Below are 17,199 nucleotides of genomic sequence, written 5' to 3' on the forward strand. Positions count from 1 at the left end.
CCTAGAACCACTGACCAAAGCGACGGATATAGAAACGCTTCATGCCCTGCGCCACCAGGCAGTAGCTGAATAGCGTCAGCACCAGCCACGGGAAATATTGCCATGGCAGTGGCACCAGACCGACCATCGCACCCAGCGGTGAGAACGGGATCAGGATGCCCAGAGCCATCACCGCCAGCGTAGTCAGCATCACCGGTAAGGTGGCGCGGCTCTGAATAAACGGAATCTTCCGGGTACGCAGCATATGCACTACCAGCGTCTGTGACAGCAGCCCCTCAATAAACCAGCCGGACTGGAACAGCGACTGCACGCCTGCATGGTTAGCGCCGAAAACAAACCACATCAGCGCAAAGGTGGTGACGTCAAAAATTGACGAGGTCGGACCCATCCACAGCATGAAACGCTTGATGTTGCCGGCATCCCATTTACGCGGCTTATTCAGAAACTCACGGTCAACCTTGTCCCACGGCAGCGCCAGCTGGGAAACGTCATACATCAGGTTCTGAATCAGCAGATGAATCGACAGCATCGGCAGAAACGGAATAAAGGCACTGGCCACCAGCAGCGAGAAAACGTTGCCGAAGTTGGAGCTGGCGGTCATGTTGAGATACTTGATGATGTTGCCAAAGGTCTCGCGTCCTTTGAGTACACCCTCATTCAGCACCTGTAAATCTTTCTCCAGCAGGATGATATCCGATGAGGCTTTCGCCACATCCGCCGCGCTGTCCACGGAAATCCCGGTGTCGGCTGCCCGCAGCGCAGGCGCGTCATTAATGCCATCGCCCAGGAACCCGACGGTGTGACCGTTCTGCTGCATCAGCCGCACCAGACGGGATTTCTGCAGCGGCGTCAGCTGAGCAAACAGGGTGCAGCGCTCGGCTTCCTGCGCCAGCTCATCATCGTTCATCGCCTCAATCTGATCGCCGGTCAGCATCGCCGGATCGGTCAGCCCGACATCGGCACAGACCCGCAGCGTCACCAGCGGATTGTCACCGGTCAGCACTTTCACCGTCACACCGCTGTCACGCAGGGCTTTAATCGCTTTGCCCGCGCTGGCTTTAGGCGGATCGCGGAAGGTCAGCATTCCCTGAATAATCAGATCGCGCTCATCACTGTCGCTGAGCGGCGCGTGTAGCTCGCCATCACGGGTTGCCACCAGCAGCACGCGATAGCCCTGCTGATGATAGTGTTCAGTCTGCGCCAGCAGCGCCGCACGCTGTGCCGCATCCAGTGCGACCACCGTGTCGCCCTGCCGCACGGCAATGCTCACTGCCAGCATCTCTTCCACTGCGCCTTTGCAGATCAGTTGTGAACGATGCTGAGTCAGATCTTCCACCAGCACTGACACCCGACGGCGGGTAAAATCAAATGGCAGCTCATCGATCAGCTGGAACTGGCTGCGCTGAGACTGTGAAATGACCTTGTCGCCCGCGCAGAGTAAGGCGCGATCCATCAGGTTTTTCGCGCCACTCTGGCTGCCGCTATTGAGCCATGCCAGCAGCAGCACCTGTGCATCTTCGTTGCCCCGCGCATCCAGATGATGCGCCAGCAGGATGGTGTCCTGGGTCAGCGTGCCGGTTTTATCAGTGCAGAGCACATCCATCGCGCCGAGGTTCTGAATGGCGTTGAGCTTTTTAACGATCACTTTTCGGCGTGACATCGCAATCGCGCCCTTAGCCAGGTTGGCGCTGACAATCATCGGCAGCATTTCCGGGGTCAGCCCGACCGCGACGGCCAGTGCAAACAGCGTGGCATCCATCCAGTCGCCTTTGGTGAAGCCGTTAATCAGCAGCACCACCGGGACCATCACCAGCATAAAGCGGATCAGCAGCTTGCTGACGCTGTTCACCCCGCGATCAAAGGCGGTCTGCGGACGGCTTCCGGTCAGCGATGAGGCCAGTGAGCCGAACCAGGTTTCGCCGCCCGTCGCTACCACGACTGCGCTGGCTGTGCCGCTGGCCACGCTGGTGCCCATCAGGCAGATATTCGGTGATGCCAGCCGCTCCTGGGCGGTCTGACCTTCGGCATCGATACCCGCATCGCAGCTCTGTTTTTCAACCGGCAGCGACTCGCCGGTCAGCACCGCTTCACTGATAAACAGATTACGTGAACTCAGCAGACGGACATCGGCAGGCACCTGATCGCCGGTGCTGAGCAGAATGATATCGCCCGGCACCAGTTCACTCATATCCACATCCTGGCGCTGCGCGGTTTCGCTGCCCGGCTCACGCCGCAGCACGGTGACCTGGCTGCGCACCAGTGACTTTAGTGCCTGCGCCGCACGGTTGGTGCGAAACTCCTGCCAGAAGCGCAGCAGCCCGCTCAGCATCACCATGGTGAAGATGATGATGACGCCGGAGAGATCGGTCTCCTGACCGGCGCGCAGCGGCAGAATATAGTCGGTAAACAGGCTCACCAGCGCCAGGACCAGTAATACGTAGATAAACGGGTTATTAAACGCCATCAGCAGCTGAATCAGCGCGGGTGGCGCTTTCTCATGCGCCACTTCATTACGGCCATACAAAGCCAGTCGTTTCGCCGCCTCAGCCTCAGTCAGACCCTGACGCTGACTGCGCAGGTTCGCCAGCGTCATATCAATGTGCTGGTCTGCCTGCTGCGCCACAGCAAACATTTTTTTACTTTTTTTATCATTACGGTTGCCGGATGAAGTGATCGCAACCTGTTCCAGTTTCATGTCGCTCATTTCGACATCTCCCTGATTTAAAGCAATAGTTGTCCTGCACGGGAAATAACGTGCATGGATAAAACCTGGCGTGGCCGGGTTATTTAATGGGGTGACTTTCAGAAACAGTCAGGTTATTCCGCCGGCGCGCTAAATAATGACGCGCGCAGGGTTACCTGACGCCGGTTATACGCGGCGTTTTAAAAGTCTGATATCAGCGATTGGGCGCAGCCTGGGCTACGCCAGACGGGGCGGAGGAAAAAGAGCGAATATAAACAGCAGCATAACGCGCACTCCTGGTGATGACAGGATTAAAAATAAGGAGCGCGATCGTTAATTAAAGCGGGGATCGCTGCTCGCCGGTTGGCAAGCAGCAGAGGAAACTCAGCTTGCCAGAATAAAGGTTAATCTCGGGTGACTGTCCAACTGAATTCTCCTGAAGTTATCTGCCGCCATTATAAAGAGAGGCCGGCGTCGGTAAAGCAATAACGTATTGAATAACGGTTTCGTTGAGGATTTGTTTCTGCTCAGGTTGCCGCTTCGGTAACAGCGTGGCGATCTTCTTATAACCTCCAGGTAATGCTTATAACCTTTTGGCATATGATTAGCCCATATTCGACTATTCTTCGCATCGGCCCTTTCGTAAACTCGCGTAACTTTTTAGAGGCAAGGAAATTTCATGAAAACTATAATTCCATCACTGCTGGCGCTGACGCTGGCTGCCGCCTTCACAGCCCAGGCCGCAACACCCAAAGATACGCTGGTGATTGCACAATCAACTGACGACGCAGACAGCTTCGACCCGGCCAAAGGGTTTGAACTGACCAGCGTTCAGGCTTTTACTAACATCTATCAGCGCCTGGTGCAGTCTGACCCGCAGAATCCGGTGGACCTGAAACCTACACTGGCCACCTCTTGGCAGCCCGGCAGCGACAATCGCAGCCTGACCTTTGAACTGCGCAAAGATGCGAAATTCTCTACCGGCAACCCGCTGCGTCCGGAAGATGTGATCTTCTCGCTGGGCCGCGTGGTGAAGCTGAACCTCGATCCCTCTTTCATCCTGACGCAGCTCGGCTGGACCAAAGATAACGTCGATGGCTTCCTGAAGAAAGTCGACGACAATCATGTGCAGATCAGCTGGACCGCCAACGTCAGCCCGACCTACGTCCTGAGCCTGCTCTCTGCCCCGGTTTCATCGATCATTGATGAAAAAACCGCGATGGCGAACCAGAAGAACGGCGATTTCGGTAACGCCTGGCTGGCCACCCACTCGGCGGGCAGCGGCCCGTATCAGATCCGCAAAGTGGTGATGCATCAGGTGGTGCTGCTCAGCGCTAACCCGACCTCACCAGCGGGCGCGCCAAAAATGAAGAACATCCTGATCAAAAACGTACCGGAACCGGCTGCGCGTCGTCTGCTGCTGGAACAGGGTGATGCCGATATCGCCCGTAACCTGGGTGCCGATCAGATTGCTGCACTGAACGGCAAACCGGGCGTGAAGACGGAAGCGATTCCCATGGCGTCGCTCTACTACATCCAGTTCAACATCGGCGCGAACGAGACGATGAAGAACCCGGCCTTCTGGGAAGCGGCACGCTACCTGTGGGATTACAAAGGCATCGCCAGTGAGCTGCTGAAAGGCCAGTTCGATGTGCATCAGAGCTTCCTGCCTAAGGGCTTCCTGGGCGCGATCAACGACACGCCATACAGCTACGATCCGGAAAAAGCCAAAGCGATTCTGAAGAAAGCGGGCCTGAACAACGTCACCTTCAAGCTCTCCACCAGCAACCAGCCGCCTTATCTGGATATCGCACAGGCGCTGCAGGGCAGCTTCGCCAAAGCGGGCGTAAAAGTGGAAGTGGTGCCGGGTCTGAGTTCCGAAGTGTCGACCAACGTGAAAGCGCATAAATATGAAGCGACGCTGAACGCCTGGGGCTCCGACTATTTCGATCCCAACACCAATGCCGCCTCGTTTGCTTACAACCCGGAAGATGGCAGCAAAACCATCGCCTTCCGTTCAGACTGGCACATTCCTGAGCTGAACAAGCAGGTGATTGCCGCGACGGCCGAGAGCGATCCGAAGAAACGTGTGGCGCTGTATGAAGCGATGCAGCGTGAAGTGATGAAGAACTCACCGTATGTGATTGGGATGCAGGCGAAGAACCTGATCGCCCTGCGCGACAACCTGAAAGGCTATGTGCAGGGCATTAACCCTGACATGGTGTATTACTCGCAGGTCACTAAGTAATGGCACAGTCTGTTCCTTCAGCCGGGTTCGCCCGGCTTTTTTGGCAGCGTGGCGGGCGCCTGATCGGTAGCGTACTGTCGCTGCTGGTCACGCTGCTTGGCCTGCTCGCCTTCACCTTTATGCTGTCGCATCTCTCGCCGATCGATCCGGTGCAGCAGATCGCCGGCGATCACGCCAGTGAAGCGACCTATGAGCAGGTGCGTCATGACCTGGGTCTCGACCAGCCGGTGCTGATGCAGTTCTGGCGCTACGTCGAACATCTGGCGCAGGGCGATCTGGGTGTCTCCCGCCTCACCAATCAGTCGGTGAGCGGCGACCTGATGACCACCTTCCCCGCCACCATCGAACTGGCGACCTGCGCGATGATCTTCGCGGTAGTGTTCGGTGTGACGCTGGCGCTGCTGGCCGCCTGGAAACCGGGCAGCTGGATCGATAATCTCGCCCGCTTTGTCTCGCTGCTGGGCTACTCGGTGCCGGTGTTCTGGCTCGGCCTGCTGGGCCTGCTGCTCTTTTATGCGGTGCTGCACTGGTCCGCCGGACCGGGACGGCTGGATGATATCTGGGTCTACACCCTGGAGCCGAAAACCGGCTTTGTGCTGATCGACAGCTGGCTATCGGGTGAACCGGAGATGTTCCGCAATGCGATTGCGCACCTCTGGCTGCCGGTGGTGATCCTCGGCCTGCTGGCGATGGCGGGCATTACCCGCCTGCTGCGTGCTGCGCTGCTGGAAGAGAGCAGCAAAGAGTATGTGGTGCTGGCGCGAGCTAAAGGCGCGGGTCGGGTGCGCATCCTGCTGCGCCATATCTTCCCCAACGTGCTGGGCACGCTGGTCACGGTGATCGCCCTCTCCTACGCTACGCTGCTGGAAGGCTCGGTGCTGACTGAAACCGTCTTCGCCTGGCCAGGTGTGGGTCGCTATATGACCAATGCACTGTTCTCCGGCGATGTGCCGGCGATTCTGGGCTCAACCCTGTTAATCGGCAGCTGCTTTATCCTGATTAACACCCTGGCGGATGTTTTAACCTGGTTAACCGATCCGAGAACCCGATGACGCAACAACTCTCTGAAATCGAAACGCTGCGACCACGCCGTCGCCGTCAACGCGTTACCTCGTTAACCGTTGGGCTGACGCTGGTGGCGATTCTTATCCTGATGGCACTGCTGGCGCCGCTGATTGCGCCGTTCGATCCGAACGTGCAGACCATGTCGAGCCGTCTGCTGGCGCCGTCAGCACAGCACTGGTTCGGCACCGACGGCTTTGGCCGCGATCTGCTGTCGCGCGTGATTTACGGTGCGCGTCCGACCCTGCTGCTGGTGTCGCTGATTCTGGTGCTGACTATTCCGGCCGGGCTGCTGATCGGCATCACCGCCGGTTACGTGGGCGGCTGGACCGAACGCCTGCTGATGCGCATTACCGATATCTTTCTGTCACTGCCCAACCTGGTAATCGCGCTGGCGCTGGTGGCGATTCTCGGCCCTGGCCTGATGAACGGCGCGCTGGCGCTGGCGCTGACCAGCTGGCCGCCGTTTGCCCGTCAGGCACGCGCTGAAACCCTGGCACTGCGCCGCAGCGACTACCTTGCCGCCGCGCGGATGCAGGGGATTACGGGCTTTCGCCTGATGTTCGGTCATATCCTGCCGCTCTGCATGCCGACGGCGGTAGTCCGCGCCGCACTGAGCCTGGGCGGGATTATCCTGGCCGCGGCCGGACTCGGTTTCCTCGGTATGGGCGTTCAGCCGCCGACGGCGGAATGGGGTTCGATGGTGGCCGAAGGCAGTAAAGTCATTTTTGATCAGTGGTGGGTTGCTGCTGCACCGGGCGCGGCGATTCTGTTTGCCAGCCTGGCCTTTAACCTGACAGGCGATGGCCTGCGCGACCGACTGGATACCCGACATGCAAAATAAACTGCTCCATGCCGAGGGGCTGACCATTCGCAGCGACGATGCGCTGCTGGTCGATAACATCAGTTTTTCCGTAGGCCGCGAGCGCGTGGCGCTGGTCGGTGAGTCAGGTTCCGGCAAGTCACTGACCGCCCGCAGCCTGATGGGCTTACTCTCGCCCGCGCTGCATCTGCAGGCCAGCCAGCTCCAGGTGGCCGGTGAAAATGCGCTGACGCTGAGCGAGCGTCACTGGAATCAGCTGCGCGGTAACCGCGTGGCGATGGTGATGCAGGACCCGAAGTATGCGCTTAACCCGACGCGCACCATTGGCTGGCAGGTGGAAGAGCCGCTGATCCTGCATCGCCGCCTGAGCCGTGCCGAGCGCAAAGAGAAAGTGTGTGAAATGCTGGATGCGGTCGGCCTGCCCGATCCGCGTCGTCTGATGCAGCAGTATCCGCATCAGCTCTCTGGCGGCATGGGCCAGCGCGTGATGCTGGCGATCGCCCTGATTACCGATCCGGACTTCCTGATCGCCGATGAACCGACCTCCGCGCTGGATCATGCCATGCGCGATCAGGTGCTGGCGCTGATCCGCGGTCTGGTGGAGGCGCGCAACATGGGCCTGCTGCTGATCAGCCATGATTTGCAGCAGGTTTCAGAACATTGCGAGCGGGTGATGGTGATGTATAAAGGCCGGTTGCTGGATACGCTACCCGCCGCCGATCTGCCGCACGCTACCCATCCCTACACCCGCACGCTGTGGGCCTGCCGTCCGGGCAAAGCGACCCACGGACAGACTTTACCGGTGCTGGACCGCGCTGCGCTGGAGGCGAATGATGATTAAGCTGCAGGATCTAAGCGTCGCCCACAAACAGGGTTACGAGCTGCGCACCGTGGTGCATGAGGTTAACCTGGAGGTTAACGCTGGCGAGTGTTTTGGTCTGGTGGGTCCGTCAGGCTGCGGCAAGTCGTCGCTGCTGTGGGTGCTGGCAGGTCTGAACCCACACTGGCAGGGTCAGATGCAGCTTGCCGGTCACGAAGTTCAGCCGGGTAAAGCTTTCACCGGCGCGCTGCGTCAGGAAGTGCAGATGGTGTTTCAGGATCCCTATGCCTCGCTGCATCCGCGTCACCGGCTGCGTCGCACGCTGGCGGAGCCGCTGAAGCTGCTGAAACGCGACAATATCAACGATCGTATCGATCAGGGCTTCCGTCACGTCGGACTCGATCCCGCTATGGCGGATCGCTATCCGCATCAGCTCTCCGGCGGTCAGCGTCAGCGTGTTGCCATCGTGCGCGCCCTGCTGCTGCAGCCGAAGATCCTGCTGCTGGATGAGCCGACGTCGGCGCTGGATATGTCAGTGCAGGCGGAGATCCTCAATCTGCTCAACGATCTGAAACAGCAGGATGGCCTGACCATGGTGCTGGTGAGCCACGATCCCGACGTAATCGATCACATGTGCGATCGCGCCGTGCACATGTCGCAGGGTCGCATCATCGAACAGATCTCTGCCTGAAATCAGGCCGGACGGCTTTCACCTGCCGTCCGGCGCTGCTGTATCCGCTGCACCTTTCTGTAACATCCCCTTCTTTCGCCATTAGCCTCATCCTCTCCATTGCCAGAACGGCGCGCTGTTCTCTTCCTCTGAGTCATTAGATTGCCACGCGGCGCTGTAAACCTTTACAGACTGAAGCAGGCAGCGAATGCGACAGCGCAAAACGCAGCGGCTGGCTGATGCGGTATACTCGCGGCCATTATTTCATGAGAGGAAAAGGCAATGACGGTAAAACTGCGTCCGCTGGAGCGGGAAGATCTGCACTTTGTCCATCAGCTGGATAACAACGCCAGCGTGATGCGTTACTGGTTTGAGGAGCCGTATGAAGCATTTGTGGAGCTGTCCGATCTCTACAACAAGCACATTCACGATCAGACCGAACGTCGCTTTGTGGTCGAGCACAGCGGGCAGAAAGCGGGATTAGTGGAACTGGTGGAAATCAACCATGTGCACCGGCGCGCCGAGTTTCAGATCATTATCGATCCGGCGCATCAGGGCAAAGGACTGGCAACCCAGGCGGCGAAGCTGGCGATGGATTACGGCTTCTCGGTGCTGAATCTCTACAAGCTCTACCTGATTGTCGATCAGGAGAACGAAAAAGCGATCCACATCTACACCAAGCTCGGCTTCGAGATCGAAGGCGTGCTTAAACATGAGTTTTTCATCAACGGGGAGTACCGCAACACCATCCGCATGTGCATTTTCCAGCATCAGTATCTGGAACGCCATAAAACGCCAGGCGGAATGGTGAAGCCGACCGCGCAGTAATCAGCCGCGCGCGCCAACCGGGTTCATAAAGGGACGCGGGTGTTCAGGCTTAAGGTCGTACATGCCGCCATAGAAGGGATCGACCAGCAGCCAGCCGGGGAAGCCACCCAGTGGGATATTGCCCAGCAGATACCACAGGTTAGCGCGTGCCTCGATAGGCACCGTGACCGGCACGTAGCCCGGACTTTCCAGCATCAGCAGGTAGTGCTTTTTGCCGAAGTAGCGGCCGGTAGATTTTTCCAGTTCAACGGTCTGCGGCGTGAAACCCTGCGCAACCGCATAGCCACGCTCATCCTGCACGGTAAAGCGCGCGCCCTGCGGCAAGGAGTCGATGCGCACCAGTTGGGTTTCATCGCCGACAATGGTGGCACAGCCGCTAAGCAGCAGCGCGGCGGCCAGGGCCAGAATTCGCTGTTTCATGAAGGGGTCCACAGAGTGATCAGTGATCAGAGTGTAGACCGCCCTCTCCGCCTCAATCGGGCTATCATCGCCCGATTCAGCCAGCTTATTGCGGTTGACAAGCGCGGGCGATAGCCGCGATGTCGTTGGGTGAGGTGCGACAGCAGCCGCCAATCAGCTTCGCGCCCGCCTGCTGCCACTCTGCCAGCTTGTCATGCAGCGTGCAGCCTGATGGCGCTGAGTGCCAGGTTTTGCTGCTGGCATCATACTGCTCGCCGGAGTTGGGATAGACCACCAGCGGCTTGTCAGTCAGCTTCTGCAACTGCTGCAGCGCAGGCGTCACGCTCTCAAGTGCCACACAGTTGATTCCCACCGCTACCACCTGCGGCTGCTGATTCAGCCAGCTCACGACGTCTGACAGCGGCGTGCCGTCGCTGATGTGTCCGGCGTCACGCAGGGTAAACGAGAACCAGGCGCGGCCTTCAGGAAATTCAGCCAGCAGCTTCACCAGCGCCTGCGCTTCGGCAAACGAAGGCAGGGTTTCGCAGGCCAGCAGATCGGCACCCGCCGCCAGCAGCGCCTGCACGCGTGGGCGATGAAACGCCATCATCTCCGCTTCCGGCAACGCATAGTCGCCGCGATATTCCGAACCATCCGCCAGGAAGGCGCCATAGGGACCGACCGATCCCGCTACCAGCAGCGTTTTTGCGTCGGGCCGGACCGCCAGATAATCGTGACGGGCGCGTCGCGCCAGCTCGACGCTCTGCGCGATCAACGCCAGTGACTCCGCCTCATCAAGGCCACGTGTGGCAAAGCCCTGCGGCGTCGCCTGGTAGCTGGCGGTAATGGCACAGCGCGCGCCAGCGACAAAATAGTCGTAGTGCACCTGATAGATCAGCTCAGGATTTTCCATCAGCACCTTAGCTGACCATAACGCATCGGCCAGATGACAGCCGCGGGCTTCCAGCTCGGTGGCCAGGGCACCATCCAGAATCAGCAGTGGCGACTCCGTTAAAGCCTGCGCGACAGGGTTATACGACATCATTGGCCTCCTCAGGCTTCGGGGATGATTTGTGGGTCAGATGGTAAGCGGCATAGCAGAACAGCACAAACGGGATGCCACACCACAGCGCGATACGCTGAGTCGGATCGAATGCCAGACCGACACAGGCCAGCAGGCAGAGCAGGAAACCCAGCACCGGCGTCAGCGGATAGAGCGGCGCACGGTAGGCCAGATCGGCCAGCGATTTGCCCTGCTGAAGATGACGACGACGGAAAACAAAATGCGAAGCGCAGATGCTGAGCCAGACGGCTACCACCGCAAAGCCGGAGATGGCCGACAGCGCCACAAACACCGTGTCGGGCGCGACCACGCTGGAGACCAGCGCCAGCAGACCACCCACCATGCTGACGGTGATCGCCAGCATCGGCACGCCGCGCTTGTTCACCCGGGCAAAGGCGCGCGGCAGCGTATTTTCATTGGCCAGCGACCAGAGCATCCGCCCGGAGGCATAGAGTCCGGAGTTGGCCGCAGACAGGATAGCGGTCAGGATCACAAAGTTAATAATGTCAGCCGCCCACGGGATGCCGATCTTTTCGAAGACCAGCACGAACGGGCTTTTCACGATACCCGCCTGATCCATAGGAATCAGCGCCGCCAGCACAAATACCGTGCCGATGAAGAAGATAATCAGCCGGGCCACGGTAGTACGGATCGCCAGCGGCAGCACTTTCTCCGGCTGCTGGGTTTCACCGGCCGCAATACCGATCAGCTCGGTGCCGGAAAAAGCGAAGTTGACTGCCACCATGGTCATCAGAATCGGCAGTACGCCGTTGGGCAGCCAGCCGTGCGCCGTCAGATTGCTCAGGCCCGGTGCGGGCGTGCCATCCTTCATCGGGATAAACCCGAACATCGCCGCGCCACCGAGCACGATAAAGGCGACAATCGTCACCACCTTAATCAGGGAGAACCAGAACTCCCCTTCGGCGAAGAAGCGGGTTGAGATGACGTTCAGCAGATAGATGGCGCAGCAGAAGACCAGACACCAGATCCATACCGGGATCTGCGGGAACCAGTACTGCATACAGAAGCCCGCCGCCGTCAGGCTGGAGCCGAGGGCGACGGTCCAGGTGAGCCAGTAGAGCCAGGCCACGGTGTAGCCGGTTGCCGGGCTGAGATAGCGTGCGGCATAGACGTGGAACGCGCCGGTTTCCGGCATCGCCACGGAGAGTTCGCCCAGACAGACCATCACCAGCCAGACCACCAGCGCGCCAATCAGATAGGCGAGCAGCGTCCCCGCCGCCCCGGTGGTTGAAATGATGTAGCCGGTGTTAAAAAACAGGCCGGTGCCGATTACGCCGCCCAGCGATAACATCACCAGATGGCGCACTTTCATGGTGCGTTTAAATTGTTCCTGCGAGGGAGTTGGCTGTTCGCTCATCACTTTTATCCGTATGGACGTCTAAACATCTATAAGAAACAGTTTTATACGCGTCACAGCCGGTAATTGCAACGGCAGGGAAACAGGGAGGAGGTAAAGGCGGTTCAGTGCCCCGTCGCGGCGGGGCCTGATGCGTTAGCCGAAAACGCTTTGAATATAACGTTCCAGCGCCATGCGGGAACTAAATCCGTGCGGGATGCCGTAGTGTTCCTGTGAATCACCCGCCAGGTAGAGAGGGAATTGGGTGTAGTGATCGCAGGTCTTCATTTCTGAAGCAGGTTCAGCGAACGGCTGGCTCTTCTCTTTCAGTGTCGGGTGAATGACGAGTGCCATGCGCCCCATGCGCGCTTCGCGATTTACATAAACATAGTTCTCTCCACGGCGATAACCATAGGCCCGTGGGGTAATTTCATCGACTTCGAAACCCGCTTTTTCCAGTACGCGCGCTACCTCATCTGGTCGTAAATACATGCTCGATCCTCTCCTCTTTCAAAAGCTTCGCAACCTTACAACAGCATGACAGAGTGGGCATTCGGAATTTTCCCTAAAGAACACTCCCGCGTCTCGTTTATCTCAAGGTCGTCTACACTAGTATTACGTTTTTAAATCAAAGGGAGCTAAAAAATGTTTAATCGCACTGTAAAAAACGATGACATTGATATTAATCAGGATGTTAACGAACTGGCCGATTCACTGGAAGCGCTGCTGAAATCTTACGGCAGTGACGCCAAAGACGAAGTGGATTCTGCACGCAGTCAGGCAGAAAAACTGCTGAAACAGACCCGCTCCAGACTGAACGGCGGCAGCAACCGTGTTTCACAGGTTGCGCGTGATGCCAGTGCGCAGGTTGACACTTATGTCCATGACAAGCCATGGCACGGTGTTGGTATCGGTGCCGCTTTCGGTATCGTAGTGGGTGTGCTGCTGGCTTCACGCCGCTAAGCTCAACTCTAAAAAATCTCCTGAGCCCTGCCCTGTGCGGGGCTTTTTTATGCCCTTTTTCTGGCCGATGACATTTACAAAAGATTTTTCCAGGCTGCAGGGCGCATCCCTGCTGGCTTTGCCGCTGTTGCGCAAATGCAAATCATAAAACCCTATATCTGGTGGGCTTGACCCACAAAACCACTACATCTAGTATTTATCTCATCAGCACGACATCAGATGTCCGGCAGAATGAGGCCCGCAACCTGCCGCGTCTGCTTTGTTTTCGGGCATCAGAACCGCATATAGAGGGAAATACGAATCATGCGCATTATTATTTACACTAAAGATAACTGTGTCCAGTGCACGGCAACCAAAAATGCGATGGACCGTCAGGGTCTCGCCTATCAGCTTATCAATCTCGACAGCCAGCCCGAGGCGATCGACAACCTGAAATCACTGGGTTACCGCCAGGTACCGGTTGTGATGGCAGATAACGATCACTGGAGCGGTTTCCGCCCGGACAAAATCGCCACGCTGCGCACGCTTTCTGCTGTCGGAGGATAAACACATGTTCCCGCTGGTCTATTTTTCCAGCCAGTCGGAAAACACCCACCGGTTTGTGACGCGCCTCGGCCTGCCCGCCCGGCGCATCCCGCTTGATGCCCGGCAACAACTGCATATCGACCAGCCCTATATTCTGGTGGTGCCCAGCTATGGCGGTGGCAGCAGTCGCGGTGCGGTGCCCGGTCAGGTGATTCAGTTTCTTAATGATGAGGCGAACCGACGCGGTATTCGTGGCGTAATCGCAGCAGGCAACCGTAACTTCGGTGCCGGTTACTGCCTGGCGGGCAGCATCATTGCAAAAAAATGTCAGGTTCCCTGCCTCTACCGCTTCGAGCTGATGGGAACGCCTGACGATATCGCGAAAGTTAAAGCGGGAGTAACCCAATTTTGGCAACAACAGACACCCTCAACGGCGTGACGCTCGATTATCACGCCCTTAATGCCATGCTCAATCTCTACGACGCCGAGGGCCGCATCCAGTTCGACAAGGATCGCGAAGCGACACGTCAGTTTTATCTGCAGCATGTGCAACCCAATACCGTCCCCTTCAATAGCTGCGCTGAGCGTTTACGCTATCTGGTGGCAGAGAGCTATTACGAAGCGGAAGTGCTGAACCAGTACGATTTTGCGTTCCTGCTTGCGCTGCATGAGGTGGCGGAAAATTGGGGATTTGAGTTCAAAACCTTTCTCGGTGCCTGGAAGTACTACACCAGCTACACCCTGAAGACCTTCGACGGCAAACGTTATCTGGAAACCTTTGAGCAGCGCGCCTGCATGGTGGCGCTGACGCTGGCTCAGGGCGATGAAAAGCTTGCGCGGGCCCTGCTGGAGGAGATCCTCAGCGGCCGTTTCCAGCCCGCTACACCAACCTTCCTGAACTGCGGCAAACAGCAACGCGGTGAGCTGGTCTCCTGCTTCCTGCTGCGCATCGAAGACAATATGGAGTCGATTGGTCGCGCCGTGAATTCGGCACTGCAGCTTTCAAAGCGCGGCGGCGGCGTCGCCTTTTTGCTGTCAAACCTGCGTGAGTCCGGTGCGCCAATCAAACGTATTGAAAATCAGTCGTCGGGCGTTATCCCGGTGATGAAAATGCTGGAGGACGCCTTCTCTTATGCGAATCAGCTCGGCGCGCGTCAGGGCGCTGGCGCGGTGTGGCTCAATGCACACCATCCCGATATTTTCCGCTTCCTTGATACCAAGCGCGAAAACGCCGATGAGAAGATCCGCATCAAAACCTTGTCGCTGGGCGTGGTGATCCCCGATATCACCTTCCAGCTGGCAAAAGAGAACAAACCGATGGCGCTGTTCTCACCTTACGACGTTGAACGGATCTACGGTCAGGCCTTTGGCGATATCAGCATCAGCGAGAAATATGACGAGATGCTGGCCGACGACCGCATCCGTAAAACCTATATTCAGCCACGCGACTTCTTCCAGACGCTGGCCGAGATTCAGTTTGAGTCGGGCTATCCCTACATCATGTATGAGGACAGCGTGAACCGCAGTAATCCGATTGCCGGTCGCATTAACATGAGCAACCTCTGCTCTGAGATCCTGCAGGTGAACAGCGCCAGCGAGTACAATGACGATCTCAGCTATCGCCGGATCGGCAAAGATATCTCCTGTAATCTCGGCTCACTGAACATTGCGCACGCGATGGATTCACGCGATCTGTCGCGTACCGTGGATGTGGCGATCCGCGCTCTGACCTCGGTGTCGATGATGAGCGAAATTGGCTCGGTGCCCTCGGTCGCCGAAGGCAATCGCCGTTCGCACGCCATTGGCCTGGGTCAGATGAACCTGCATGGCTATCTGGCGCGGGAAGGCATCGCCTATGGTTCACCGGAAGCGCTGGATTTCACTAATCTCTACTTCTACTGCATCACCTATTATGCGCTGCGCACCTCTAATCAGCTGGCACAGGAGCGTCAGCAGAACTTCGATGGCTTTGCGGAATCGCAGTACGCCAGCGGCGCCTACTTCGATAAGTATCTGCAGCGCGAATGGCTGCCGCGCACGGAACGGGTAGCGACGCTGTTTGCCGATGCCGGACTGGCCCTGCCGACACAGGCGGACTGGCAGGCGCTGCGCGACGCGGTGATGCAGCACGGGCTGTTTAATCAGAACCTGCAGGCGATCCCGCCAACCGGTTCAATCTCCTACATTAACCATGCCACCTCCAGCATCCATCCGATTGTCTCCCCTATCGAGATCCGCAAAGAGGGCAAAACCGGCCGCGTCTACTATCCCGCGCCGTTTATGACCAATGAGAATCTCCATCTCTATCAGGATGCGTATCAGATTGGGCCGGAAGCGATTATTGATACCTACGCAGAAGCGACTCAGCATGTCGATCAGGGCCTGTCGCTGACGCTGTTCTTCCGCGATGACGTCTCGACCCGTGACATCAACAAAGCGCAGATTTACGCGTGGAAAAAAGGCATCAAAACGCTCTATTACATTCGACTGCGCCAGATGGCGCTTCAGGGCACGGAGGTTCAGGGTTGCGTCTCATGCTCCCTGTGATGAAAACGATGAAACTAAAACAGATTCAGGCAATTAACTGGAACCGCATTCAGGATGACAAAGATCTTGAAGTGTGGAATCGTCTCACCAGCAACTTCTGGCTGCCGGAGAAAGTGCCGCTCTCCAACGATCTGCCCGGCTGGCAGACGCTGGATAAACAGCAGCAGCAGCTGACCATCCGGGTGTTCACCGGCCTGACGCTACTTGACACCATCCAGAACGTGATCGGCGCGCCGGGGCTGATGGAAGATGCCATTACCCCGCACGAAGAGGCGGTGCTGTCGAATATCAGCTTTATGGAAGCGGTGCATGCCCGCTCCTACAGTTCGATCTTCTCAACCCTGTGTAACACCCAGGATGTGGATGCCGCTTATCAGTGGAGTGAAGAGAATGCGCCGCTGCAGAACAAGGCGCGCATCATTCTGGAACACTACCAGGCCGATGATCCGCTGAAGAAGAAGATCGCCAGCGTTTTCCTGGAGTCGTTTTTGTTCTATTCCGGCTTCTGGCTGCCGATGTACTGGTCGAGCCGTGGCAAGCTGACCAACACCGCTGACCTGATTCGCCTGATTATTCGCGATGAAGCGGTTCACGGTTACTACATCGGTTACAAATATCAGCAGGCGCTGGCTGCCGCTGACGATCTGCGCCGCGAAGAGCTGCAGCAGTTCGCCTATGATCTGCTGCTGGCGCTGTATGAGAACGAAGTGGCTTATACCGAGGCGCTCTATGCCGATGTTGGCTGGGTAGAGGAGGTGAAAACCTTCCTGCACTACAACGCCAACAAAGCGTTGATGAATCTGGGCTATGAGGCGCTGTTCCCGGCGGAGCTGACAGCGGTGAATCCGGCCATTCTGTCGGCTCTGTCGCCCAACGCCGACGAAAACCACGACTTCTTCTCCGGTTCAGGCTCCTCCTATGTGATGGGAAAAGCGGTCGAAACCGAAGACGAGGACTGGAATTTCTGAGGGTTACCGGGTGCTGTTTTGTCAGCATCCGGTTTTCTCTGGCAGTGCCGTATCCGCCGCGCCATTCCGTCTAATCATAAGAAAAAAATATTACTGCAACACAGCCTGACTATTTCACCGTTTGTTGATTCTGCCCCTCCCCGCATTTCCTTTTTTTTCGACCAATTATTCCACTGAACCCGATCGTTTCAGGTGTGATTATTTCCCTGCATCGGAATCCATTATTTCCGTAATATTTCACCC

16 protein-coding genes are annotated in these 17,199 nt (G+C 57.5%); 11 read left to right on the plus strand and 5 right to left on the minus strand.

The window, feature by feature from the left end; genetic code table 11:
* Position 1 precedes the first annotated feature (1 nt).
* Positions 2–2,704, minus strand: a complete 2,703-nt coding sequence (mgtA, locus tag ACK13D_RS14800; RefSeq protein WP_418796738.1) for a magnesium-translocating P-type ATPase — start codon at positions 2,702–2,704, stop codon at positions 2–4.
* Positions 2,705–3,362: 658 nt separating this feature from the next.
* Here mgtA and ACK13D_RS14805 point away from each other — a divergent pair.
* The 6 genes from ACK13D_RS14805 to speG all read left to right on the plus strand — a co-directional run bounded on the left by ACK13D_RS14805 (position 3,363) and on the right by speG (position 9,134).
* Positions 3,363–4,931, plus strand: coding sequence for an ABC transporter substrate-binding protein (locus tag ACK13D_RS14805; RefSeq protein ID WP_022624076.1), 1,569 nt, complete (start codon positions 3,363–3,365; stop codon positions 4,929–4,931).
* Entirely contained in the window at positions 4,931–5,983 is a 1,053-nt protein-coding gene (locus ACK13D_RS14810; RefSeq protein WP_010257745.1) for an ABC transporter permease, read from the plus strand. The genes ACK13D_RS14805 and ACK13D_RS14810 overlap by 1 nt, the downstream gene beginning before the upstream one ends.
* The gene (locus ACK13D_RS14815; RefSeq protein WP_158131427.1) at positions 5,980–6,837 is read left to right on the plus strand and encodes an ABC transporter permease; all 858 of its coding nucleotides are present in this window, start codon (positions 5,980–5,982) and stop codon (positions 6,835–6,837) included. Before ACK13D_RS14810 ends, ACK13D_RS14815 begins: the two co-directional genes overlap by 4 nt.
* Positions 6,827–7,657 carry an ABC transporter ATP-binding protein gene (locus tag ACK13D_RS14820; RefSeq protein ID WP_033778613.1) on the plus strand — a complete coding sequence of 277 codons (831 nt, stop codon included), beginning with the start codon at positions 6,827–6,829 and terminating at the stop codon, positions 7,655–7,657. The genes ACK13D_RS14815 and ACK13D_RS14820 overlap by 11 nt, the downstream gene beginning before the upstream one ends.
* Positions 7,650–8,327 carry an ABC transporter ATP-binding protein gene (locus ACK13D_RS14825; protein ID WP_154210726.1) on the plus strand — a complete coding sequence of 226 codons (678 nt, stop codon included), beginning with the start codon at positions 7,650–7,652 and terminating at the stop codon, positions 8,325–8,327. Before ACK13D_RS14820 ends, ACK13D_RS14825 begins: the two co-directional genes overlap by 8 nt.
* A 261-nt stretch (positions 8,328–8,588) precedes the next feature.
* A complete protein-coding gene (speG, locus tag ACK13D_RS14830; RefSeq protein WP_003850356.1) occupies positions 8,589–9,134 on the plus strand; it encodes a spermidine N1-acetyltransferase in 546 nt (181 codons plus the stop codon).
* On the opposite strand, the gene ACK13D_RS14835 is transcribed toward speG, so the two are convergent.
* From ACK13D_RS14835 to ACK13D_RS14850, 4 genes are all read right to left on the minus strand, one after another.
* Positions 9,135–9,554, minus strand: coding sequence for a hypothetical protein (locus ACK13D_RS14835; protein ID WP_418796741.1), 420 nt, complete (start codon positions 9,552–9,554; stop codon positions 9,135–9,137).
* A gap of 85 nt (positions 9,555–9,639) precedes the next feature.
* A complete protein-coding gene (gene mmuM / locus ACK13D_RS14840) occupies positions 9,640–10,575 on the minus strand; it encodes a homocysteine S-methyltransferase (RefSeq protein ID WP_010257759.1) in 936 nt (311 codons plus the stop codon).
* A complete protein-coding gene (gene mmuP / locus ACK13D_RS14845) occupies positions 10,565–11,974 on the minus strand; it encodes an S-methylmethionine permease (protein ID WP_033758676.1) in 1,410 nt (469 codons plus the stop codon). Before mmuP ends, mmuM begins: the two co-directional genes overlap by 11 nt.
* 135 nt (positions 11,975–12,109) lie before the next feature.
* A complete protein-coding gene (locus tag ACK13D_RS14850) occupies positions 12,110–12,445 on the minus strand; it encodes a DUF2002 family protein (protein WP_003850360.1) in 336 nt (111 codons plus the stop codon).
* Positions 12,446–12,598: 153 nt separating this feature from the next.
* Between ACK13D_RS14850 and ACK13D_RS14855 the strand changes: the two genes are divergently transcribed.
* The 5 genes from ACK13D_RS14855 to nrdF all read left to right on the plus strand — a co-directional run bounded on the left by ACK13D_RS14855 (position 12,599) and on the right by nrdF (position 16,956).
* On the plus strand, positions 12,599–12,916 hold the full coding sequence (locus ACK13D_RS14855) for a DUF883 family protein (protein WP_010257764.1): 318 nt from the start codon (positions 12,599–12,601) through the stop codon (positions 12,914–12,916).
* 303 nt (positions 12,917–13,219) lie between these two features.
* Entirely contained in the window at positions 13,220–13,462 is a 243-nt protein-coding gene (gene nrdH / locus ACK13D_RS14860) for a glutaredoxin-like protein NrdH (protein WP_010257769.1), read from the plus strand.
* A gap of 4 nt (positions 13,463–13,466) precedes the next feature.
* The gene (nrdI, locus tag ACK13D_RS14865; RefSeq protein ID WP_033778606.1) at positions 13,467–13,880 is read left to right on the plus strand and encodes a class Ib ribonucleoside-diphosphate reductase assembly flavoprotein NrdI; all 414 of its coding nucleotides are present in this window, start codon (positions 13,467–13,469) and stop codon (positions 13,878–13,880) included.
* Positions 13,850–15,988: a class 1b ribonucleoside-diphosphate reductase subunit alpha gene (gene nrdE / locus ACK13D_RS14870; RefSeq protein WP_320503801.1), complete on the plus strand. Its 2,139-nt coding sequence runs from the start codon at positions 13,850–13,852 to the stop codon at positions 15,986–15,988. Before nrdI ends, nrdE begins: the two co-directional genes overlap by 31 nt.
* An 8-nt stretch (positions 15,989–15,996) precedes the next feature.
* On the plus strand, positions 15,997–16,956 hold the full coding sequence (gene nrdF / locus ACK13D_RS14875; RefSeq protein ID WP_010257777.1) for a class 1b ribonucleoside-diphosphate reductase subunit beta: 960 nt from the start codon (positions 15,997–15,999) through the stop codon (positions 16,954–16,956).
* Positions 16,957–17,199: the final 243 nt, after the last annotated feature.

Source organism: Pantoea sp. K16 (assembly GCF_048452805.1).
GTDB classification, from domain to species: domain Bacteria; phylum Pseudomonadota; class Gammaproteobacteria; order Enterobacterales; family Enterobacteriaceae; genus Pantoea; species Pantoea agglomerans.